Origin of the sequence: Saccharopolyspora sp. NFXS83 (genome assembly GCF_026241095.1) — a bacterium.
Lineage (GTDB): Bacteria > Actinomycetota > Actinomycetes > Mycobacteriales > Pseudonocardiaceae > Saccharopolyspora_C.
This window is the reverse complement of sequence record NZ_JAPFGB010000006.1, coordinates 280,615-301,668: the sequence shown is the minus strand read 5'-3', so window position 1 is coordinate 301,668 and position 21,054 is coordinate 280,615. Positions and strand designations below refer to the sequence as shown.

Genomic DNA, 21,054 nt, shown 5'->3' with positions numbered 1-21,054 from the left:
CCGGTTCACACCGACGAGCGCTGCTGGGCGAGCCGGGCGAAGTGCTCGTTGAAGATGCGGCGGGCCCGCCTGCGCAGCTGATCGCGGGTGGACATGTCGGAGCCCGCGAGCAGCCCGGTGCCGACCACGAGCGTGCCCAGCACGCCGATCTCGTGCGGCAGGTCGAGCCCGTCGGGCAGCTCGCCGTCCGCCACGGCCTCGTTGAGATGTCTGCGCAGCAATGAGCGCCACACCTGGTAGCCCTCGGTGAAGCCGCCCGAGGAGTCGTCCGACCACGACGCCAGCCACACCCGCCAGCAGGTGAGCCGTTCCTCGTCGACCGGCAGCAGCCCCTGGGTGGCGCGTTGCACCGCGTCGAGCCCGCGGCGTTCGCCGACGGCCTCCACGACGCGCTGGGCGGCGACCTTCCCGTTGTGCCGCAGCACCGCGTTGATCAGCTCGGCCTTGTCCTCGAAGTAGTGCGTGACCGATCCCGTGGACACCCCGGCCTCGGCCGCGACGGCGCGCATGGTGGTGGCGCCGAGCCCGCGGGTCGCGAGCAGCCGCCACGCCGCCTCCACGATGTGCTGGCGCGAGCGCGGGTCGCGGATCTTCTTGGCCACGTCGATTCCCCCGAAAAGTCAAAACGATTGTTCCGTAACGCATGCTACGTAACGCTCGTTCTAGATGTGCATCGCACTGTGGAGGGAGCCGACGATGGCCCTGGAGACACCGCCCGCCCGCGGCCCGTTCGCGGATGCGGCGGCGCAGGCGGGGCTGCTGCTGGTGTTCTCCTTGCGGACCGTGCGCGCCGGGGGCCGGGCGCTGCTCGGGCGGCGGCTGTCCTGGCGGGAATGCCTGGAGCAGTCCTGGTTCCTGGCGTCGGTGAGCACGGTGCCGGCGGTGCTGATGACGATCCCGCTGGGCGTGCTGGTGGCGGTGAACATCGGTTCGCTCGCCGGACAGCTCGGTGCGGAGAGCTACGCCGGGGCGGTGGTGGCGTTCGTGGTGGTGGGCCAGGCCGCGCCGCTGGTGTGCGCTCTGATGATCTCCGGGGTGGGAGGTTCGGCGATCTGCGCCGACCTCGGGGCGCGCAAGCTGCGCGAGGAGACCGACGCCATGGAAGTCATGGGGCTCTCCACGATGGAGCGCCTGGTGGTGCCCAGGGTGCTGGCGGCGGTCCTGGTGACGGTGCTGCTCAACGGCGTGGTCATGGCCATCGGTATCACCGCCACGCTGCTCGTGCACGTGCTGCTGGGCGGATCTTCCGGAGGATTCCTCGCGACGCTGACCGCGTACTCCGATCCGGGCGGGTTCCTGATGGCCGAGATCAAGGCGGGGACGTTCGCGGTCCTGGCGGCGCTGGTGTCGGCGTACAAGGGCCTCACCGCCAAGGGCGGCCCGAGCGGGCTGGGCGACGCGGTCAACGAGGCCGTGGTGATGGCGTTCGTGCTGGTGTTCGTGGCGAACACCGTGCTGACCGAGCTGCACCCGCTGCTGCTGCCGCCGAAGGGTGAGTTCTGATGGCAGACCTCCTGGTCCGGGCGGCGCGGCGCGGCGCGGTGCGGCGCACCCGCGGGTTGATCGACCTGCTGGTGTCGTTCGGGGTGCAGGCCACCTTCTACTTCCGGTCGATCGCGTCGGTGCCGTTCGCGCTGGTGCACTACGGCAGGCACGTGGCGCGGCTCGTCGCGGAGATCAGCTTCGGCGCGGCCTCGTTGTTCGCCGGGGGCGGCACCATCGGCGTCATCTTCGCGATGTCGTTCGTGGCCAGCACCCAGGTCGGGCTGGAGGGGTATCGGGGGCTGGACCTGATCGGGCTGACCCCGATGTCCGGGTTGATGTCGGCGATGGTCAACACCCGCGAGCTGGCGCCGCTGGTGGCGAGCATCGCGCTGGCGGCGAAGGTCGGCACCGGGTTCACCGCGCAGCTGGGCGCGATGCGGATCTCCGACGAGATCGACGCGCTGGAGTCGATGGCGGTGCGCTCGTTGCCGTTCCTGGTCAGCACCCGGATGGCGGCGGCGTTCATCTCGGTGGTGCCGCTGTACCTGGTGGGCCTGTTCGCGTCCTACATCGCGACGCGGGTCGCGGTCGTCACCCTGCAGGGCCAGTCGGGCGGTACCTACGACTTCTACTTCCAGCTGCTGCTGACCCCGTCGGACATCGGGTTCTCGCTGCTGAAGGCCGTGGTGTTCGCGATGGTGGTGACGCTGGTGCACTGCTTCTACGGCTACTACGCCACCGGCGGCCCCGAAGGCGTGGGACGTGCCGCGGGACGGGCGCTGCGCACCAGCATCGTCGCGATCACGTTCACGGACATGGTGCTGACGCTGCTGTTCTGGGGCTTGAGCCCCAGCCTGCCCGCGCTGGGGGTGCAGTGATGGTGGACCTGACGCGCGGCGGTGTGAGCCGGACTTCGCTGGCACTGCGCGGGATCGGCGGTGTCGTGGTGGTGCTGGGCGCGGCGGTGTTCGCGGTGCTGGGTGGCGGGGAGGCGTTCGAGTCCGACCCGACGGTGAGCGCGGACGTGCCCGCGGCGGCGGGGCCGGTGCGGGTGAACTCGGCGGTGCAGTACCGGGGAGTGGTGGTCGGTGAGCTCGCCGAGGTCAACGAGGGAACGGCGGGTTCCCGGCTGACGCTGCGGATGGATCCGTCCACGATGGACTCGATCCCGGCGGGCGTGCGGCTGCGGATCCTGCCGAAGACGTTGTTCGGGGACCAGTACGTCGAGCTCGCGGGCGCCGGATCCACGGCTGGCGGCGGGTTGGAGCCGGGGGCCGAGATCGCGGCGGACACCGATGCCGACACGGTGCGGATCTACCACGCCTACACCCGGATGTTCGCCCTGCTGCAGAGCTTGCGGCCCGCGGAGTTGCAGGTGGCGCTGGGCACGATGGCCGACGTGCTGCGCGGGCGCGGCGCCGAGCTCGGCGAGACCATCGACACGCTGCACGACCTGTCGGGCCGGTTCGACCCGGCGGAGGTGGTGGGCGAGCTCGGCGAGGTCGCCGGGCTCACCGAGCAGCTGGCCGGCGCCGCACCGGACCTGCTGGCGACCCTGGACGACGCGGTGGTGCTGTCGCACGCGGTGGTCGAGGAGCGGGAGAACCTCGCGGACCTGCTGGGTGCCGGGACCGAGCTCACCGAGCGGTCCCAGCAGTTCCTGGACGAGAACGCGGCCCGCGCCATCGAGGTCGTGCACGTCGCGCGACCGGCCTCGGAGGTGCTCGGCGGCAACGCGGACCGGATTCCCGAGACGCTGCGCAACCTGCGGGAGTTCACCTCGAACGTGAGCCGCACCTTTGTCGACGACCGCTTCCAGATCCGGGCGCCGGTGACGCTGGAGGACCCGCACCCGTACACGCCCGCCGAGTGCCCGCGCTACCCGGGCCTGGACGGGCCGAACTGCCCGGATGCCACGACGTACGGCGGCGCCGTCGGCAGCGTCGGAACGGCTCGCGAGAAGGGGGAGTTGGAGCGCATGTTCGCCAGTCCGGCCGACGCGCCTTCGGCGTCCGCGAAGGACGAACGCGCAGCGGTGCCGTCCGCCGGGGCCGCGCCGGACAGCGACCTGCTGGGACTGCTGTTCGGCCCGGTCGTGCGCGGAACGCAGGTGGTGACGCGATGAGCCTCACCGCGACCGCCGCCAAGTTCACCGCGTTCGTCGCCGTCTCGGTGCTGTCCGCCGTGCTCGTGGTGAACACGCTGAACCACCCGCTCGACGGCGGCACGCGCACCTACCGCGCTGAGTTCACCGACGCGCAAGGCGTCAAGCAGGGCAGCGAAGTGCGCATCGCGGGAGTGCGCGTCGGGGCCGTCGAGGACGTGCGGTTGCGCGACGGCACCGCAGTGGTGAGCTTCGCCGTGCTCGACGACCAGCCGCTGCCCGGCGGTACGCGCGCCGTGGTCCGCTACGCCGACCTGCTCGGCAGCAGGTTCATCGCGCTCGACGCCGGTGACGGCGGCGGCACGCTGCCCGCGGGCGCGACGATCCCGCTGGAGCGGACGCGGCCGGCGTTGGAGCTCACCGCGCTGATGAACGGCTTCAAGCCGCTGTTCGACTCGCTGGATCCGCAGGAGGCCAACCGGCTCGCCCACGAGCTGATCGCGGTGTTCCAAGGCGAGTCGGGCACGTTGACGAGCCTGCTGGAACGCGTGGTGTCGGTGACCTCCGGGCTCACCGAACGCGACCAGGTGATCGGCGAGGTACTGGTCAACCTCAACGCCGTGCTGGCCACCACGAGCGAGCACCGCGAGGAAGTGCGCCTGCTGATCGGCGGGCTGGGCGAACTGACCTCCGCGGTCGCCGAGGACCGGGGCCGCATCGCCGAAGCCCTCGACGCGGGCGGCACGTTGGCGAACTCGGTGCGCGGGTCGATGGACCAGATCACCCCGAACTTGACCCGCGACGTGGACGCGCTCGGCGCGATGTCGCAGGGCTGGGTGGACAACCAGCAGCGCTTCGACACCGCCGTGCAGGGACTTCCGGAGCTGGTCGCGAAGCTGAACCGGACCCTGGACTACGGCAGCTGGGTCAACATCTACGTCTGCAACCTGCGGGTGTCGGTCGGCGGGGCGCAGGTCGACCTCGGTGGCGGCCCGCACTCGGAGGTGTGCCGATGAGCCGCCGTCGCGACCGCGACCCGATCGTCGTCGGCGCCGTGGGCCTGCTCGTGGCGCTGCTGGTGCTCGGCGGCGTCGTGACCGTGCCGCAGCTGTCGTTCCTGTGGCGAACCAGGGAGTACACCGCGGAATTCGCCAACGCGGGCGGGCTCACCGCCGACGCCCAGGTGCACGTCGCCGGAGTGCCCGCCGGGCGCGTCACCGGCATGGACATCGCAGGGGACCGGGTGCGGGTGACGTTCCGGCTGGACCGCGAGCAGCGCCTCGGCGCCGCCACCTCCGCCTCGGTGCGCCTGGCGACCGTCATGGGCTCCCGCTACCTCGCGGTGGAACCGGCCGGGCTCGGCGAACTCGACTCCGTGATCCCGCGCGAGCGCACCCGCATCCCCTACAGCCTCGACGAGCTCGGCGCCGACGCCACGGGCACCGCAGGCGAGCTCGACCTCGAAGCGATGCGCCGGATGATGTCCACCGTCCGCGAAGCCGCCCCGCAGGACCCGGAGCTGCTGGGACGGGCGCTGACCGGGATCACCGGCGCGGCCGAGCTGATCGACCGCCACGACGCCCAGCTCGACGAGCTGCTCGACGGCGCGCGTGCGACGACGGCGACGCTGGTGGAGCAGCAGGACGCGCTGGTGGAACTGCTCGGGGACGCGGACCTGATCGTGCGCACCCTCACCGAACGCCGGGAGACGGTGCTGCGGCTGATCGACGACGTGGACATGCTCAGCGCGCAGCTCGACGGCTTCCTCGCGGAGAACTCCGCGAAGCTCGGGCCGCTGCTGAGCGATCTGCGCGAGATCACCGCGGCGCTGCGCCGCGACGAGCAGGCCATCGCGCGCACCATCGCCACCCTCGGAACGGCGGGGCGTTCGCTGGCCAACGCCACCGGCAATGGGAGCTGGGGCGACGTGTCGGGACCGGCGGGCCCGCTGCCGGACAACCTGCTGTGCCTCGCCGGGCTGGTCGAGGGGTGCCGATGAGCCGACGACCCTCCAGGTTGATCGCGCTCGGCTGCGCGGCGGCCCTGATCATCGCGGGCGGCTGGTACGTGCTGCTGCGGCCCGCGCCTCCCCGCGCGGTGTCGGCGGACTTCGCCACCGCTGACGGGATCTACCCCGGCAACAAGGTGCACGTGCTGGGCGTTCCGGTCGGCGTCGTGGAGCAGGTGAACCCGCGCGGACCGGTGGTGCGGGTGGTGATGCGGGTTCGCCCGGACATCGCGCTGCCCGCCGCCGCGCACGCCTACATCATGAGCCCGCAGCTGATCAGCGACCGGTTCGTGGAACTCGGCCCGGCCTACGGGGGCGGTCCCGTGCTGGCCGACGGCGCGGTGATCCCGGCGGAGCGGGCGCACTCGCCGATCCGCTGGGACGAGCTGATGTCGTCGCTGGACGCGGTGGTCTCCGCGCTCGGTCCGGACGGCGCGGGCGGAGGTGACGACCTCGGCGCGCTGCTGCACTCGGCGGCGACCGCCGCGGACGGCAACGGGCCGCGGGTGCGCACCGCGATCACCCGCCTCGCGGGCGCCACCGACGTGCTGGCGGGTGACCGGGAGCAGCTCGGTGAGCTGATCGGGAACCTCGACGTGCTGGTCCGCGCGCTCGCCGAACACCGCTCCACCGTGGACTCGTTGGCGGCGGGGGTGCGGCAGGCCAGCGAGGACTACGGCGGGCAGCGGCTGCACCTCGACCAGACCATCGGTCGGCTCGCCAGGTCGCTGGCGGAGGCCGACGCGCTGATCCGGGAGCACGGTGGCGAGCTCACCGGCAGCGTGCGCGACCTCGCGGGCACCACGGCTCAGGTCGCCGGGCAGCGCGAGCAGCTCTCCGAGGTGCTCACCACGCTGCCGCTGGTGTTCGGCAACTTCAGCCGGGCCGTGACCGAGGACGAGCGGCTGCGGATCCGGCTGAACATCTCCTCGAACCTCGCCCAGTTCCCCGCGACCGCGCGGCTGTGCGAGCGGTTCCCGGTGCCGTTGTGCTCCGGGCCGGGGCTGGTGAATCCGATTCCGCTCCCGCCGAACCTCGATCCGTTGCACACCATGGTGGGAGGCGGATGATGCGCAACCACGAGCAGGTCCTCCGGGGCGGTCCGCGCGTGTCGCCGACTGGCGGCTCCGCCACTGGCGAGGCGCCGGTCAGAACCCGTTCCGCGCGGACTTCCGCGCTGCTGCCGCTGGTCCTGGCCACCGCGCTGCTGACGAGTTCCTGCGGGCTGAGCCTGCACGAGCTGCCGCTGGGCGGGGAGGGAGACGGGCCTCGGGTCACCGCCGTGTTCAGCGACGTCTCCAACCTGCCCGCCGGCGGGGTGGTGCGGATCGGGCAGGCCACCGTCGGGCGGGTGCACGACCTGTCCACGGAGGACTTCAAGGCGGTCGCCCGGCTCGACCTGGTCCCCGGTTTGCGGCTGCCGAAGGACACCGCCGCGCGGCTGGAGCTGACCGCGGCGCTCGGCGAGCAGTTCGTGGTGCTGGAACCGCCCGCCGCACCCGCTTCGCCGGGCCTGCTCGCCGACGGCGACACCATCCCGCTGGCGCGCACCTCGCGCGGACCGGACCTGGAGAACACCCTCGCCGCGCTCGGCACCGTGCTCGGCGGCAGCGGCCTGGACCAGGCGCGCACCGTGGTCACCGAGCTCAACACCGCGCTCGGCGGGCGGGAGCAGAAGGTGCGCGACCTGCTGCACCGGCTCGACGCGCTGCTGTCCGAAGTGGACGCGAACCGCGCGGAGTTCGACGCCACCATCGACTCGCTGCACCGGTTGTCGGCCGCGACCGCCGCCGACACGCCGCTGCTGCGGCGGTCGCTGCGCGAGATCACCCCGGCGGTCGACGTGCTGCTGAGCCAGCGCGAGCGGTTCGAGCAGCTGCTGACCGGCGTGACCGCGCTCGGGCGCTCCGCCGACGGCGTCGTGCGGGAGGCAGGGCCCGCGTTCACCGCGCAGCTCGACGAGCTGCGGCCGGTGCTGGACTCGCTGGCCGGTTTCAACGGCGACCTCGCGAGCACGCTGACGGAGCTGCGCACGTTCCAGGTGAAGCTCGGCGGTGCCATTCCGGGCGACTACCTGAACCTCGACGGCACGCTCGACGTGTCCGGCACCCTGCTGCCGCTGCTGACCGGGCAGAACCCACCGCTGCCGAACGGGGCGGCAGATCGGTCCGACCCCGCGCGGGCCGACCTGGCGCCGTTCACGCCGCCCACGCCGCCCGGCTCCGCCGCCGAGCTGCTGACCGGAGGGACCCGATGAACCGCGCCGTGCTGGTCCAACTGGCCCTGTTCCTGGTGATCGCCCTCGGTTGCGGGGCGTTCGTGGCCGACACCGTGCTGGGCGGGAATCCGACGAGTTCGCCGATCCGCGTGGCGGTGCGGCTGCCCGACGCCGCGGGACTCGCCGAGACCTCCCAGGTCACCTACCGCGGCGTGCGGACCGGCGCGGTCGGTGCCGTCGACCTGGATCCGAGCGGCGAAGGCGTGACGCTGCGGCTCCGGCTCGACCCCGGCAGCCGAGTCCCGGCCGACGCGGTCGCCAGGATCAGCATGGACACCCCGATGGCCGTGCAGCACCTGGACCTGCAACCCGCCACCGACGCGCCACCGTACCTGCGCGACGGCGACGTGATCCGGGCCGAGGACACCAGCGCCCCCATGCCGCTGGACACCTTGCTGGTGCACGTCACCGACCTCGCCGAGAGCATCGATCCGCACGACGTGCGGGTGCTGTCCGACGCCGCCTCCACCGGGCTTAACGGGGCCGGTCCCGAACTGCGCCGGATCATGGACAACACCCGCGACCTCACCCGGCTCGCGGCAGAGCGGGAACCGCAGATCACCAACCTGATCGAGCAGGGGCCGCGGGTGCTGGGATCCGTCGACGGGGCGGGCGGCCTGCCGCGCCTGGCGGCCTCGATGCGGGAGCTCGCCGACGAGGCGCGGGCGCAGCAGCCGGCGATCCGCGGCCTCGCCCGGACGGTGCCGGGCACCACGCGGTCGGTGTCGGAGCTGCTCGCGCGCAACGAGGGGGCCGCCAGTGCGCTGCTGGGGAACCTGCTGGTCACCGGCGAGGTGCTCGGTGATCACGTCCCCGCGCTGCGGGAGACGATGACCGCGCTGCCGCAGGGGCTCTCCGACCTCGCGAGCATCGTGCACGGCGACGTCGCCGACTTCTACCTGGTCGCCGCTCAAGGACCCGCCTGCTACTACGGCACCGAGCGGCGCACCCCGACCGAGACGGCCCCGCGCGATCCGCAGCTCGGCTGGAGCTGCGCGCCCGGGCCGGGCCTCGAACAGCGGGGAGCCGACAGCGCCCCGCGTCCCGACTCGCCGTTGGCCGCCGCACCGGAGGCGGCCGTTCCGGCGCGGTACCCGGCGGCGCCGCCGGGTGCGCAGTCCGCTTCCCCGGACGCCGCGCCCGGCGGCGCGGTGAGCGGGGACGGCGGGGTCCTGGGGCCACGGCCGTGGTCCTCGATCATGTTCCAGGGAGTGCGATGACCAGCGACCGAGCCGAATCCGACCGCGACGCCGGGACGACCAGCACCCGCCTCCCGGAGGCGGACGGCCCAGGAACCTCCGCTGAGGGGGCGGAGGATTCCTCGACGGCCGGCGGAGAACCGGCCGTCGCCGAGGACCCGCCGGGCACGGCCGGTGGGGCATCGGAGTCCGCAGTGGAGGGTGACGCGGGCGGTCAGGCGCGGCTGCGCGCGCTGCGCAGGCCGCCCGTCCTCGCCGCCGCGCTGGCGATCCTGCTGCTGCTCGGCGGCCTCACCTACACCGGCGTGCAGCTCCGGGAGGCCGCGGTCCGCGACACCGCCCGCGCGGAGGCGCTCGCGGCGGGCGAGCGGTACGCGCTCGCCCTCACCACCTACGACCACCAGAACCTGCGGGACGACTTCGGGTCGGTGTCCGAGAACGCCTCACCCGAGTTCGCCCGCCAGTACAAGGAGGTCAGCGACGGGCTGACACAGCTCATCCAGCAGTACCAGGCGACGTCGAAGGGCGAGGTGCGGGGCGCGGGAGCGGTCCGGGCGGAGCCGGACCGGGCCGTGCTGGTGCTGTTCGTCGACCAGACGATCACCAACACCAACAGCCCGGAACCGAGGGTGGACCGGACCCGGATGCAGCTCACCCTCGTGCATCCGGACGGCAAGTGGCTCATCGACGACGTGAAGCTGGTCTGAGCGGGCCGGGCGGGCGCGGCCCGTCATCCGATTCCCCTTGATCCGGCAGGTTTTCCGCAGTGAGGAGCGAGTGACGTGACCATCGCAGCAGAGTGCGCCGAGGCCGCCGACGGACTGACCATCCCCGGTCTGCTCGCCCGCAACGCGCGCGACCAGCCGCAGCGGCCGGCGCTGAGCGGCAACGACACCACGTTGACCTGGTCGCAGCTGCGCGACGAGGTGGCGGCCGTGGCGCGCGGCCTGGCCGAGCGCGGGCTCGGCGCGGGGGACCGCATGATGATCATGATGTCCAGCCGCCCGGAGCACTGGATCGTCGACCTCGCCGCCACCCACCTGGCGGCTTTGCCCTGCACCGCCTACGCGACGCTGAGCACCGAGCAGATCGGGTTCGTCACCGCGCACAGCAAGGCCACCGTGGTCGTGCTCGAAGGCGCCGCCGAGCTGGACCGGTGGACGCCCGTGCTGGCCGGGAACACCGAGATCCGCGCCGTGGTGGTCCTCGACCCGGAGGTCGCCACCCCGCCGGGCGACGACCGGTTCGTGCGCTGGCACGAACTCCACGCCGACGGTGCCGCGCTGCACCGCGCTGATCCGGCGGTGTTCGAGCGGTGCTGGGCGCGCATCGCCTCCGACGATCCGCTGGCGATGATGTACACCTCCGGCACCACCGGCGACCCGAAGGGCGTCGTGCTCAGCCACCGCAACGCCGTCTACGAGGCCGTCGCCGTGGACCGCATCGCGCCCACCCCGGACGGTGCGCCCTCGGTGTCCTACCTGCCGCTGGCGCACGTCGCCGAACGCGAACTGGGCATCTACCGCGCGCTCTACAAGGCGCTGCACGTCTCGGTGTGCCCGGACGCGTCGCAAGTGGTGCAGACGCTGGCGTTCTTCCGCCCGCCCGCGTTCTTCGGCGTGCCGCGGGTGTGGGAGAAGATCACCACGGGACTGCAGGCCGTCCTCGCCCGCCAGGCCGAACCGCAGCGCGAAGTCCTCGCCCGCGCCCAGGAACTCGCCCTGCACGCGGTCCGGTTGCGCGGCCGGGGCGAGCCCGTGCCCGCCGAGCACGCGCAACGGCTCGCCGAGGCCGACGCCCAGGTGCTGCGCCCCGTGCGCGCGATGCTCGGCCTCGACGAGCTGCGCTGGGCCAGCAGCGGCGCCGCCCCGCTCCCGCTGCACGTGCTCGAATTCCTCGCGAGCCTCGGCATCGAGGTGCTGGAAGTGTGGGGGATGACCGAGACCACCGGCTGCGCCACCGCCAACACCGCCGACGCCTACCGGCCCGGTTCGGTCGGCAGGCCGGTGCCGGGCGTGGAACTGCGCCTCGGCGCGGACGGCGAGGTCTTCGTGCGCGGGCCGGTGGTCTTCCTGGGCTACCTCGACGATTCCGGCGAGATCGCCCGCGCCACCGACGACGAGGGGTGGCTGGCGACCGGCGACATCGGGTGGATCGACGACGACGGCTACCTGACCATCACCGACCGCAAGAAGGAACTCATCATCACCGCGAGCGGCAAGAACATCGCCCCGGCGAAGGTGGAGGGCCTGCTGCGGGCGCACCCGCTGGTCGGGCACGCGGTGGCCATCGGGGACCGCAAGCCGTACCTCACGGCGCTGATCGTGCTCGACGAGGAGACCGCGCCCGGGTGGGCGGCGGCGCACGGCATCAGCGGCGATCTCGGCGAACTGGCGGCGCATCCGAAGGTGCGCGCCGAACTCGACGTGCTGCTGACCGAGGTGAACGGGCAGCTCGCCCGCGCCGAGCAGATCAAGCGCTACGAGGTGCTGGCGCAGCCGTGGAGCGCGGAGAGCGGCGAGCTCACCCCGACCCTGAAGCTCAAGCGCAAGGTCGTCCAGGAGCGCTACGCCGCCGACATCGACTCCCTCTACGCCTGACTCGGGAGTGAACGGACCGTTCGTCCAAGGAGATCGGGCGAACCGTCCGTTCGCTCGGAGGGGCGCCGGGGCGAGCCAAGAGCGTCGGCGGGCAACCGCACCGCTTTGCGGGGGCCGATGCCGGTGGTGAACCGGTGGGGCTTCGCAACGGCTAGAAGATCGCTGATTCCACGCGGGCGGAGGGCTTTGCGAAGCTGTGGTTTCTCGCCGTCGACCGTGTCGCCGGTGACCGATCCGGCCGGGACGCCCACGTCCAAGGCCTAAATGATCAGTTCCCCGGCCAGGGGCATCGCGACTGAGGACGCCGAAGATCTCGTCATGGACCAGGGAAACCGGTACTTCCCTCCGAATCCTGCCAAGCGGTCGATGCTCCCGCCGTGGTGTTGATCTAGTTCGCCTTGCTGCTGGTGCCGGGCGTGTTGGCGGGCCGACTGTCGGGTCGCCGGTTCGAGGGCCGGGCGGGGCCGTGGGTGCGGGACGCGGGCGGCCAGGTGACGAGCTGCAGGCCCACCGCCGCGTTGAGGCATTCCTCCAGCTGACGTCGACTCCCTCCGCACCGCACCCGGGAGTGAACGGACCGTTCGTCCCACGGGATTGGGCGAACGGTCCGTTCACTTCGATGCGGGTGGGTTCGGGGGCCGGGCGGTCAGCTGGAGCGGCGGAGCCATTCGGGGTCGATGTCGGTGGGGGCCGGTGCGCCCAGGTCCTCGGGGGTGTAACCGCGCGGGTAGTTCGGGTAGGTGCTGTTGCCCGGATCCTGCGCCAGCTTGGATTCGGTGCGTTCCGGCATCCACCGCACCACCGCCGCCCGCAGCTTCAACGCGCCGCGGGCGCCCGCGCGCACCCAGGCGGGCGCCGCGCGGAAGCCGAAGGCGGTGAGCATCGGTTCGTCCAGCAGGGCGCGTGCGGCCAGCGACACCGCGGGGCGCAGCGGCTTGGGGAACCAGGAGCAGAACAGGTCCAGCGTGTAGCGGCCGATCAGGTGGTTCGTCTCGCTGTAGCGGAAGTGCTCGCGCTCGTACTCCGCCTTGAACCGGCGGAATTCGGCGAACGTCGGCGGGATGTCCTTGATGCCCATCCGCCTGCCGACGGCCTGGAAGTAGTGGAACGCCGCGTCGCGCTCGTGGGAGTGCAGGGGCCGCCAGCCGAAGTCGTCGATCCAGTCGATCGGGTCGTAGACGAAGGTCGACAGCACGTACAGCATGTCGTCGTTGGAGATGGTGTAGCGGCCGTGCGCCCGGTTGACCACGCGCAGCGCCTGCTTGCCGCGCTCGGAGTCGTAGCCGTGCTCGGCGATCTCGGCCATCAGCAGCGCGGTGTCGTCGTAGCGCTGCTGCGGGCGCTTCTCGAACTCGCCGGTCGCGGCCAGCAGGGCCGAGATGCTCGGCACGCAGTAGGTCCGGAACAGGGCGAACTCCAGCGCTCGCTGGTAGTCGAAGGGGAACTCGTAGCCGATGGAGATCTTGTAGATCTCGTGGTGATCGGTGACCGGGTCCAGTTCCGCGATGCGCCGCAACCAGGTGCGTGCCATGTCCAACCTCCCTTGCGGCCCGGTGGGCCGAGCCCTCGAGGTGCAACGAAACACGAACGCGGAGCGTGACGCGAGCGGCTGGTGGGGTCGGGCGGGCAACGTCGCGGCGCCGCGTGCGTCGAATCGCTTGCGATGAGCACGGCAGGGCAGCTCCCGTTGCGCTTACGGGCAGCGTAGTGAGGCCGGGGCGACCTTGTGGCGGCACGCGCGGGCTGTCGAGACTGGGCCGAGAGCTCCGCGCGGTGGGGAGAGGTGCTGTGCGACACGACCAATCCGAGCGGTCGTCGGCGGAGCGGGAACGAGGCCCGATCTCGCACAGGCCGGTTGCTCCCGCGCTGGGCGACCGTGCGGCACCGGTCGGCCTGATCGCGCTCCAACGCACGCTCGGCAACGCCGCGACGGCCGAGTGGGTGCGGCGCTCCCGCGAGCGCGGTCGGGTCGAGATCGCGAGCGGCGGCGGGCCGTGGGCACCGGTTCCGGCGGACCGGCACCAGCGAGCTGCCGGGGCGACGGCGCACGCCGTGCAGCGAGTCGAAACCGGTGCCGAACCGGAGGCAGCCGTGAGACCTGTCAGGCGGGGGGACGTCCGCGAACGGGAACGGGCGCTGAGCGAGAAGTGCGGCATCAGGATCGGGCCGCCGCAGGCGCTGGCCAGCTTGCCGCAGGGAGACTCGGGGCCGAACGAGCAGCTGATCGCCATCGAGCCGGACGCGAGCGGCAAGCACACCAGCTCCTACGACGCCGACGAGCGGACCATCGGCATCAGTTCTCGAATCCCCAGGAACGGTTCGCGGATGCCTACGCGGCCTACTACGACCCGGAACCCGTAGGCGATCGGCTGTCCCCCGAGGTGCGCGCTTGGTTCGCGGCTCGCGACGCAGCAGCCGGCGGAGCTCGCTCCGAGTGATCCGCGGTGGCCGCTTGGGGCGACCGCTCACGCCGATCGGTTCGGGGGCAACGGGGGGAACTCCACCGGGCCGCGCTGCCCGAGGCCGCGCACGGCCGCTCGGAAGTCCGGTGCGGTCAAGGATTCGGCCATCAGCCGCACCGATTCCGAGACGGCCCGCGGCCCGTCGAGGTCCATCCCGCGCCACACCTGCTGCTTGATCACCGCCATCGAGCGCGGTGAGCAGTTCTCCGCCAGCAGGCGGGCGTAGTCCTGGGCCGCGGGCAGCACCTCGTGCCGGGGCAGCACGTGTTGCACCAGGCCGAGTTCCTTCGCTTCGGCCGCTTCCACCTTGCGGGCGGACAGCAGCAGGTCCATCGCCGAGGCCACCCCGATGAGCCTGGGCAGCAGCCACGCGGTGCCGTACTCGCCGATGAGGCCGAGCTTGCTGAACGCGGTGGACAGCCGGGCTTGTTCGGCGAGGAACCGCACGTCGGCGAACAGGGCCTGCGCGAGCCCGAGCCCGGCGGCCCCGCCGTTGACCGCCGCGATCAGCGGCTTGCGCAAGGTCATCGGCAGGTGCGGCGGGTGGCCGAGCGAGGTCTCCAAGTCGGGGGCGTCGTGCCCGGCGAGCAGGTGCAGCGTGTCGGGGGCCGCTCCGCTGCAGAACCAGTCGCCGTCGCCGGTGACGACGACGGCCCGGACCGCCGGATCGTCGTCGGCTTCGGCGAGCGCGGTGTAGTAGGCGGCGAACATCGCGCCGTCCATGGCGTTGCGCAGTTCGGGTCGGGCGAGGTGGACGGTGCGCACGCCCTGGTCGGTGGTGCTGCGGATCCCGGTGGAGGTCGTCATGGCCGGTTCTCCTTGCGGTTCGGGCGGAACTGACCGGCGGGGCGCGAGTTCGCGGTCAGCACTGACTGTAACTGACCTGGCGGTCCGCGGGGGAGGACTCGATCGAGGGCGAGCCGCTCGCGGTCCGGCGACCAGCGCGCCGACGGGGTGAGGCAGGGCTCCGCGTTCGCGGACGTGTGAGCAGGCTTGCACCGCGCGTGACCTGTTCGTCCGGTACCGCGGCCTATCCTGTGCCCGAACCGCCGGGGCGAGCGCCGCGGTGGCCGAGGACGTGCCGGGAGGTCGTGGCAGTGGCGGAGACGAGGCCGGGCGGGATCCGCCCGCGCAACCGGCGGGAACTCATCCTCGAGGCCGCCTCGCGCCTGTTCTACGAGCGGGGCTACGCGCGGGTCGGCGTCAGCGACATCGCCGAGGCCGTCGGCGTCGGCCCCTCGGCGCTGTACCGCCACTTCAAGGGCAAGCAGCTGCTGCTGCGGCGGGTCGTGCTCACCCACCTGCAGCCCTTCGAGCGGGTGCTCGACGCCAAGTCCGACGACCTCGACGCGGTGGTGCGCGAACTCGCCGCGGCGGCGCTCGACCACCGGGAACTCGGCGTGCTCTGGCAGCGGGAGGCCCGGCACCTGCCCGCCGAGGACCGCGACGAGCTCAAGGACCAGCTGCGGGTGGTCGCGGGCGGGCTCGCCGACCTCGCGCGGGCCTGGCGCCCGGAGCTGGCCGAGGACGACGCCCGGTTCCGCGGCTGGTGCCTGTTCAGCGCGCTGACCAGCCCGTCCTACCACCGTGTCGAGCTGCCGCGCGCCCAATTCGAGGCCCTGCTGCGGGACATGATCGTCACGATCGTCGCGCTGCCGCCGCTGGTCTCCGGGCGCGGGACGGCGAACTCCGACGCCGACGCGCTGCTGCTGCAACGCGGCGGCGCGTCCCGGCGGCGGCAGCTGCTGTCGGCGGCGACCCGGTTGTTCGCCGAACGCGGCTACGCGGCCGTGACCACCGAGGAGATCGGGGCCGAGGTCGGCATCGCCGGTCCCAGCGTCTACAACCACTTCGCCAGCAAGCAGGAACTGCTCGACGCGGTGATCACCCGCGGCTCGGCGTGGCTGGAGATCGACCTCGGCCGCACGCTGGTCCGCTCCTCGGACGCGGCGGAGACGTTGCGGGCGCTGCTGTGGTCCTACATCACCTTCGCCCTCGACCACGGGGGGTTCATCGACATCCTCGTCGGCGAAGTGGGGCACCTTCCCGACCACGAACGGCACCGGGCGCGCCAGACCCAGCACGAGTACGTCACCGAGTGGGTGTCGCTGCTGCGGGAGGTCCGTCCCGAGCTCGACGCCGCCACCGCGCGGGTGCTGGTGCAGGCGACGTTGACACTGGCCAACGACATGGCCCGAACCGGGACGGTGCGCGCCCCCGAGGCGGTGCGGCGGGTGGGCGCGGCACTCATGTTCAGCAGCGGTCCATGAGTTCTTCTTGTGAAGCGCGTGCTAGCCGCTGTTCACTTCTTGCGATCCGCAGGGCGGTTTTCTAGGTGTTTCGACGTTCGGCGCAGGGTAGGCCGCGCTCACTTCTCGGTTGACTGACCGGGTGGGCTCGAACTAGCCTCCGAGCGGGGGACCCGGGCGTCGCGGACGGGCGGGTTCCGGTCGTGCGGACGCGAGCAACGGCGCGGTCCGCGGCGGTGCGGCCCGATCGCGGGCTCGCCGCCGACGAGGCCGCGACGGGCGGGCCCACGACCACGGAAGTCGTCCACGAGCGAGGAATGGCGGGGTCGCAGGAGCGATGAGCAGCGCGACGGAACCGGTGGGCGTGCCGCCGGCGGAGGAGCCGGACATCCACACGACGGCCGGTCGGCTGGCGGATCTGTACCGGCGCAACCACGAGGCGGTGCACGCGGGTTCCGACCGCGCGATCGAGCGCCAGCACGCCAAGGGCAAGCTGACCGCCCGCGAGCGCATCGACCTGCTGCTCGACGAGGGCTCGTTCGTGGAGCTCGACGAGCACGCCCGGCACCGCTCGACGAACTTCGGCCTCGACGCCGACCGCCCCTACGGCGACGGCGTGGTCACCGGGTACGGCACGGTCGACGGCCGCAAGATCTGCGTGTTCTCCCAGGACTTCACCGTGTTCGGCGGCTCGCTGGGCGAGGTCTTCGGCGAGAAGATCGTCAAGGTGATGGACCTGGCGCTCAAGATCGGCTGCCCGCTGGTCGGCATCAACGACTCCGGGGGCGCCCGCATCCAGGAGGGCGTGGCCGCGCTCGGCCTGTACGCGGAGATCTTCAAGCGCAACACCCACGCCTCCGGCGTGATCCCGCAGATCTCGCTGGTCGTCGGCCCGTGCGCGGGCGGCGCGGTGTACTCGCCCGCCATCACCGACTTCACGGTGATGGTCGACCAGACCTCGCACATGTTCATCACCGGCCCGGACGTGATCAAGACGGTGACCGGCGAGGAGGTGACGTTCGAGGACCTCGGCGGTGCTCGCACCCACAACTCTCGCTCCGGCAACGCGCACTACCTGGCCTCCGACGAGCAGGACGCGGTCGACTACGTCAAGGAACTGCTCTCGTTCCTGCCGTCGAACAACCTCTCCGAGGCGCCCGCGTTCGACGCGGAAGCCGAGGCCGGTTCCATCGCGGACAACGTCGGGGAGTCCGACCTCGAACTCGACACCCTGGTGCCGGACTCGCCGAACCAGCCCTACGACGTGAAGGAAGTCCTCGCCAAGGTCCTCGACGAAGGTGAGTTCCTGGAGGTCTCCGCGCTGTTCGCGCCGAACATCGTGGTCGGCTACGGCCGGGTCGAGGGCCGGAGCGTCGGCGTGGTCGCCAACCAGCCCACCCAGATGGCGGGCACCCTCGACATCGACGCCAGCGAGAAGGCCGCGCGGTTCGTGCGCACCTGCGACGCGTTCAACATCCCGGTGCTGACCTTCGTGGACGTGCCCGGCTTCCTGCCCGGCACCGACCAGGAGTGGAACGGCATCATCCGGCGCGGCGCGAAGCTGCTCTACGCCTACGCGGAGGCCACCGTCCCGCTGGTCACGGTGATCATCCGGAAGGCCTACGGCGGTGCCTACGACGTGATGGGGTCCAAGCACCTGGGCGCCGACATCAACCTGGCGTGGCCGACCGCGCAGATCGCGGTGATGGGCGCGCAGGGCGCCGCGAACATCCTGTACCGGCGCAGGCTCGCCGATGCCGCCGAGAACGGCGAGGACGTCGAGGCGCTGCGCGCGCAGCTGCAGCAGGAGTACGAGGACACCCTCTGCAACCCCTACGTCGCCGCGGAGCGCGGTTACGTCGACTCGGTCATCCCGCCGTCGCACACGCGCGGCTACCTGGCCCGTTCGCTGCGGATGCTGGCGGACAAGCGCGAATCCCTGCCCGCCAAGAAGCACGGCAACATCCCGCTGTAAGGAGCCGTAATGAGCAGCTCAGAGCAGGGCGCTCCACCGGAGCTCAGCGTGGTGCCCGGCGAGGACGACGGCACCGGTTCGGACCGGCGGCCGGTGCTGCGCATCGTGCAGGGCAAGCCCACCGACACCGAGATCGCCGCGCTGACCGCGACGCTCACCGCGCTCAGCGCGAGCGGCGGGGCGGCCGAGCCGGAGGCCCCGGTGTCGTACTGGGCCTCCCGCGGGGACCGGCTGCGGCACGGTCCGGCGCAGGCGTCGCCGAGTCCCGGCAGGGGCGCGTGGCGCTACTCCACCCGGCCGCGCTGATGCGGGCCGACCCGGACGTCGCCGCGCGCGGCGTCCGCGTACCGACCAGGCGATCCCCCGGAGCGGGATCCGCCGAGACAAGACCACTGCGGACAGGGATGGTGTGAACACCATGGGGTTGAAGAAGGTTCTGATGGCCAACCGCGGCGAGATCGCGGTCCGAGTGGTGCGGGCGTGCCGTGACGCCGGCATCGCCTCGGTGGCCGTCTACGCGGAACCGGACGCCGACGCGGTGTTCGTGCGGCTCGCGGACGAGGCGTTCGCGCTGGGCGGCGCCACCGCGGGCGAGTCCTACCTGGACTTCGAGAAGGTGATCTCGGCCGCGGTGCGCGCCGGGGCCGACGCGGTGCACCCGGGGTACGGGTTCCTGTCCGAGAACGCCGATTTCGCGCAGGCCGTGCTGGACGCGGGCCTGGTGTGGATCGGCCCGACGCCGCAGGCGATCCGCGACCTCGGCGACAAGGTCACCGCACGGCGCATCGCGCTCGCGGCGGGTGCCCCGCTGGTGCCCGGCACCAAGGACCCGGTCGCCGACGCCGACGAGATCGTCTCGTTCGCGCAGGAGCACGGGCTGCCGGTGGCCATCAAGGCCGCGTTCGGCGGTGGTGGCCGCGGGCTCAAGGTGGCCCGCACGATCGAGGAGATCCCGGAGCTGTTCGACTCCGCGGTGCGCGAGGCCGTGTCGGCCTTCGGTCGCGGCGAGTGCTTCGTGGAGCGCTACCTGGACCGGCCCCGCCACGTGGAGGCCCAGGTGCTGGCCGACCAGCACGGCAAGGTGATCGTGGTCGGCACCCGCGACTGCTCGTTGCAGCGCAGGCACCAGAAGCTGGTGGAGGAGGCGCCCGCGCCGTTCCTCAGCGAGGCGCAGCGCGCGCAGATCCACTCGGCCGCCCGCGACATCTGCTCGCAGGCCGGGTACCACGGTGCTGGGACGGTCGAGTTCCTCGTCGGTGCCGACGGCACGATCTCGTTCCTGGAGGTCAACACCCGGCTGCAGGTCGAGCACCCCGTCTCCGAGGAGACCACCGGACTGGACCTGGTCGCCGAGCAGTTCCGCATCGCCGCCGGTGAGCACCTGCACCTCACCGAGGACCCGACCCCGGTCGGCCACTCCATCGAGTTCCGCATCAACGGCGAGGACCCGGGCCGCAACTTCCTGCCCGCGCCGGGCACGGTGACGAAGTTCGTCGCCCCGGCCGGTCCCGGCGTGCGCGTCGACGCCGGCGTGGAGTCGGGCAGCGTCATCGGCGGGCAGTTCGACTCGCTGCTGGCCAAGGTCATCGTGACCGGCGCCGACCGCGCCCAGGCCATCGCCCGGTCCCGCCGGGTCCTGGAGGAGATGCAGGTCGAGGGCATCGCCACCGTGCTGCCGTTCCACCGCGCCGTGCTGCGGGACCCGGCCTACGTCGCCGACTCCGGTGCGGAGTCGTTCACCGTGCACACGCGGTGGATCGAGACCGAGTTCGACAACCAGCTGGCCCCGTTCGCCGACTCGGTCCCACCGGAGGAGGAGACCGCGCCGCGGCAGACGGTCGTGGTCGAGGTCGACGGCCGCCGGGTGGAGGTCTCGCTGCCCGCGGAACTGGGCGCGGGTGCCGCCCCGGCCGCTGGTGCGGCGAAGAAGAAGCCGCGCAAGCGGGCGTCCGGCGGCGCGGGCGCAGCCGTCTCCGGTGACGCGGTGACGGCGCCGATGCAGGGCACCCTGATCAAGCTCGCCGTGGAGGAGGGCCAGCAGGTCGCCAGCGGCGACCTCATCGGGGTGCTGGAGGCGATGAAGATGGAGAACCCGGTGACCGCGCACAAGGCCGGCACGGTCACCGGCCTCACCGCGGCACCGGGCGACTCCGTGTCGCAGGGCGCCGCGCTGTGCACGATCAAGGATTGAGGCGCCGTTCCTGGACCCGGTGAGCGACCGGGCGGGATCGCGGGCGGACGCGGCGGAATCCGCGCCCGCCCGCGGCGCCCGATCTCGTTGGCAGGACGGCGTGCGGCGGTCTTCCCGCGGTGCGGATGCATGTCCACTGTGGACCACGATGCGGACGTCGCGGTGCGGGATCCGGGAACCGAACTCCCCGTTGGAGGAATGATGGACGCGTTGTGCACCTGCCTGTGCCGCCAAGCCGGGCACCACGGGATCTGCCAGGAGACGCCGGAGCACGGGCTGCGGCTGCTGAGCCCGCAGCTCACGATGACCTCGACCGGCGAGGTCTGCCGCCCCTGCTACCAGGCCACGTCGGCCAGGTTCGCCGCCATCGGCAGGCGGCTGCCGCAACCCGCCTGACCCGGTCTTCCATCCCGGCCGGCGCGCCCGATGCGGGACTTTGGCCCATGTCAGCCGCCCCGCCCGGCCCTGCATCGTGGATCGCGGGGCAGGTCGGCAACTGCGCC

At 72.3% G+C, this 21,054-nt stretch carries 19 protein-coding genes; 16 read left to right on the top strand and 3 right to left on the bottom strand.

Annotation, left to right across the window (positions count from 1 at the left end):
* Positions 1-5 precede the first annotated feature (5 nt).
* Positions 6-602 (bottom strand): TetR/AcrR family transcriptional regulator, encoded by a 597-nt coding sequence (locus OOZ19_RS09565; protein WP_266089687.1) that lies wholly within the window; start codon positions 600-602, stop codon positions 6-8.
* A 94-nt stretch (positions 603-696) separates the two neighbouring features.
* Here OOZ19_RS09565 and OOZ19_RS09560 point away from each other — a divergent pair, with 94 nt between their 5' ends.
* From OOZ19_RS09560 to OOZ19_RS09515, 10 genes are all read left to right on the top strand, one after another.
* Positions 697-1,503 (top strand): MlaE family ABC transporter permease, encoded by an 807-nt coding sequence (locus OOZ19_RS09560; protein ID WP_266089686.1) that lies wholly within the window; start codon positions 697-699, stop codon positions 1,501-1,503.
* Positions 1,503-2,363: an ABC transporter permease gene (locus OOZ19_RS09555; RefSeq protein ID WP_184478985.1), complete on the top strand. Its 861-nt coding sequence runs from the start codon at positions 1,503-1,505 to the stop codon at positions 2,361-2,363. The genes OOZ19_RS09560 and OOZ19_RS09555 overlap by 1 nt, the downstream gene beginning before the upstream one ends.
* The gene (locus tag OOZ19_RS09550; RefSeq protein WP_266089685.1) at positions 2,363-3,610 is read left to right on the top strand and encodes an MCE family protein; all 1,248 of its coding nucleotides are present in this window, start codon (positions 2,363-2,365) and stop codon (positions 3,608-3,610) included. Before OOZ19_RS09555 ends, OOZ19_RS09550 begins: the two co-directional genes overlap by 1 nt.
* Entirely contained in the window at positions 3,607-4,605 is a 999-nt protein-coding gene (locus OOZ19_RS09545) for an MCE family protein (RefSeq protein WP_266089684.1), read from the top strand. Before OOZ19_RS09550 ends, OOZ19_RS09545 begins: the two co-directional genes overlap by 4 nt.
* Entirely contained in the window at positions 4,602-5,588 is a 987-nt protein-coding gene (locus tag OOZ19_RS09540) for an MCE family protein (RefSeq protein WP_266089683.1), read from the top strand. The genes OOZ19_RS09545 and OOZ19_RS09540 overlap by 4 nt, the downstream gene beginning before the upstream one ends.
* Complete coding sequence (locus OOZ19_RS09535) at positions 5,585-6,667, top strand: MCE family protein (RefSeq protein WP_266089682.1); 1,083 nt, start codon at positions 5,585-5,587, stop codon at positions 6,665-6,667. Before OOZ19_RS09540 ends, OOZ19_RS09535 begins: the two co-directional genes overlap by 4 nt.
* Entirely contained in the window at positions 6,664-7,854 is a 1,191-nt protein-coding gene (locus tag OOZ19_RS09530) for an MCE family protein (protein WP_266089681.1), read from the top strand. The genes OOZ19_RS09535 and OOZ19_RS09530 overlap by 4 nt, the downstream gene beginning before the upstream one ends.
* On the top strand, positions 7,851-9,095 hold the full coding sequence (locus tag OOZ19_RS09525) for an MlaD family protein (RefSeq protein ID WP_266089680.1): 1,245 nt from the start codon (positions 7,851-7,853) through the stop codon (positions 9,093-9,095). The genes OOZ19_RS09530 and OOZ19_RS09525 overlap by 4 nt, the downstream gene beginning before the upstream one ends.
* Complete coding sequence (locus OOZ19_RS09520) at positions 9,092-9,781, top strand: Rv1363c family protein (protein WP_266089679.1); 690 nt, start codon at positions 9,092-9,094, stop codon at positions 9,779-9,781. The genes OOZ19_RS09525 and OOZ19_RS09520 overlap by 4 nt, the downstream gene beginning before the upstream one ends.
* A gap of 75 nt (positions 9,782-9,856) precedes the next feature.
* Positions 9,857-11,674 carry an AMP-dependent synthetase/ligase gene (locus OOZ19_RS09515; RefSeq protein WP_266089678.1) on the top strand — a complete coding sequence of 606 codons (1,818 nt, stop codon included), beginning with the start codon at positions 9,857-9,859 and terminating at the stop codon, positions 11,672-11,674.
* Positions 11,675-12,320: 646 nt separating this feature from the next.
* Here the strand turns inward: OOZ19_RS09515 and OOZ19_RS09510 are convergent.
* The gene (locus OOZ19_RS09510) at positions 12,321-13,205 is read right to left on the bottom strand and encodes an oxygenase MpaB family protein (protein ID WP_266089677.1); all 885 of its coding nucleotides are present in this window, start codon (positions 13,203-13,205) and stop codon (positions 12,321-12,323) included.
* 257 nt (positions 13,206-13,462) lie between these two features.
* Between OOZ19_RS09510 and OOZ19_RS09505 the strand changes: the two genes are divergently transcribed.
* On the top strand, positions 13,463-14,035 hold the full coding sequence (locus OOZ19_RS09505; RefSeq protein ID WP_266089676.1) for a hypothetical protein: 573 nt from the start codon (positions 13,463-13,465) through the stop codon (positions 14,033-14,035).
* Between the two features lie 104 nt (positions 14,036-14,139).
* Here the strand turns inward: OOZ19_RS09505 and OOZ19_RS09500 are convergent, their stop codons facing one another.
* Complete coding sequence (locus OOZ19_RS09500) at positions 14,140-14,943, bottom strand: enoyl-CoA hydratase-related protein (RefSeq protein ID WP_266089675.1); 804 nt, start codon at positions 14,941-14,943, stop codon at positions 14,140-14,142.
* Positions 14,944-15,233: 290 nt separating this feature from the next.
* Here OOZ19_RS09500 and OOZ19_RS09495 point away from each other — a divergent pair, with 290 nt between their 5' ends.
* The 5 genes from OOZ19_RS09495 to OOZ19_RS09475 all read left to right on the top strand — a co-directional run bounded on the left by OOZ19_RS09495 (position 15,234) and on the right by OOZ19_RS09475 (position 20,947).
* Positions 15,234-16,406: a TetR/AcrR family transcriptional regulator gene (locus OOZ19_RS09495; protein WP_266089674.1), complete on the top strand. Its 1,173-nt coding sequence runs from the start codon at positions 15,234-15,236 to the stop codon at positions 16,404-16,406.
* 316 nt (positions 16,407-16,722) lie between these two features.
* Positions 16,723-18,360, top strand: coding sequence for an acyl-CoA carboxylase subunit beta (locus OOZ19_RS09490; RefSeq protein WP_266089673.1), 1,638 nt, complete (start codon positions 16,723-16,725; stop codon positions 18,358-18,360).
* A 9-nt stretch (positions 18,361-18,369) separates the two neighbouring features.
* The gene (locus tag OOZ19_RS09485) at positions 18,370-18,666 is read left to right on the top strand and encodes an acyl-CoA carboxylase epsilon subunit (protein ID WP_266089672.1); all 297 of its coding nucleotides are present in this window, start codon (positions 18,370-18,372) and stop codon (positions 18,664-18,666) included.
* Between the two features lie 112 nt (positions 18,667-18,778).
* A complete protein-coding gene (locus OOZ19_RS09480; RefSeq protein WP_266089671.1) occupies positions 18,779-20,551 on the top strand; it encodes an acetyl/propionyl/methylcrotonyl-CoA carboxylase subunit alpha in 1,773 nt (590 codons plus the stop codon).
* Between the two features lie 129 nt (positions 20,552-20,680).
* Complete coding sequence (locus OOZ19_RS09475) at positions 20,681-20,947, top strand: hypothetical protein (protein ID WP_266089670.1); 267 nt, start codon at positions 20,681-20,683, stop codon at positions 20,945-20,947.
* Positions 20,948-21,054 lie beyond the last annotated feature (107 nt).

Bases quoted from the DNA above. Each gene is read 5' to 3' on its own strand.
- OOZ19_RS09550 (WP_266089685.1), top strand. From the start codon at position 2,363: ATGGTGGACCTGACGCGCGGCGGTGTGAGCCGGACTTCGCTGGCACTG.
- OOZ19_RS09480 (WP_266089671.1), top strand. From the start codon at position 18,779: ATGGGGTTGAAGAAGGTTCTGATGGCCAACCGCGGCGAGATCGCGGTC.
- OOZ19_RS09485 (WP_266089672.1), top strand. From the start codon at position 18,370: ATGAGCAGCTCAGAGCAGGGCGCTCCACCGGAGCTCAGCGTGGTGCCC.
- OOZ19_RS09555 (WP_184478985.1), top strand. From the start codon at position 1,503: ATGGCAGACCTCCTGGTCCGGGCGGCGCGGCGCGGCGCGGTGCGGCGC.
- OOZ19_RS09525 (WP_266089680.1), top strand. From the start codon at position 7,851: ATGAACCGCGCCGTGCTGGTCCAACTGGCCCTGTTCCTGGTGATCGCC.
- OOZ19_RS09545 (WP_266089684.1), top strand. From the start codon at position 3,607: ATGAGCCTCACCGCGACCGCCGCCAAGTTCACCGCGTTCGTCGCCGTC.
- OOZ19_RS09540 (WP_266089683.1), top strand. From the start codon at position 4,602: ATGAGCCGCCGTCGCGACCGCGACCCGATCGTCGTCGGCGCCGTGGGC.
- OOZ19_RS09510 (WP_266089677.1), bottom strand. From the start codon at position 13,205: ATGGCACGCACCTGGTTGCGGCGCATCGCGGAACTGGACCCGGTCACC.
- OOZ19_RS09535 (WP_266089682.1), top strand. From the start codon at position 5,585: ATGAGCCGACGACCCTCCAGGTTGATCGCGCTCGGCTGCGCGGCGGCC.
- OOZ19_RS09475 (WP_266089670.1), top strand. From the start codon at position 20,681: ATGTCCACTGTGGACCACGATGCGGACGTCGCGGTGCGGGATCCGGGA.
- OOZ19_RS09490 (WP_266089673.1), top strand. From the start codon at position 16,723: ATGAGCAGCGCGACGGAACCGGTGGGCGTGCCGCCGGCGGAGGAGCCG.
- OOZ19_RS09560 (WP_266089686.1), top strand. From the start codon at position 697: ATGGCCCTGGAGACACCGCCCGCCCGCGGCCCGTTCGCGGATGCGGCG.
- OOZ19_RS09530 (WP_266089681.1), top strand. From the start codon at position 6,664: ATGATGCGCAACCACGAGCAGGTCCTCCGGGGCGGTCCGCGCGTGTCG.
- OOZ19_RS09520 (WP_266089679.1), top strand. From the start codon at position 9,092: ATGACCAGCGACCGAGCCGAATCCGACCGCGACGCCGGGACGACCAGC.
- OOZ19_RS09500 (WP_266089675.1), bottom strand. From the start codon at position 14,943: ATGACGACCTCCACCGGGATCCGCAGCACCACCGACCAGGGCGTGCGC.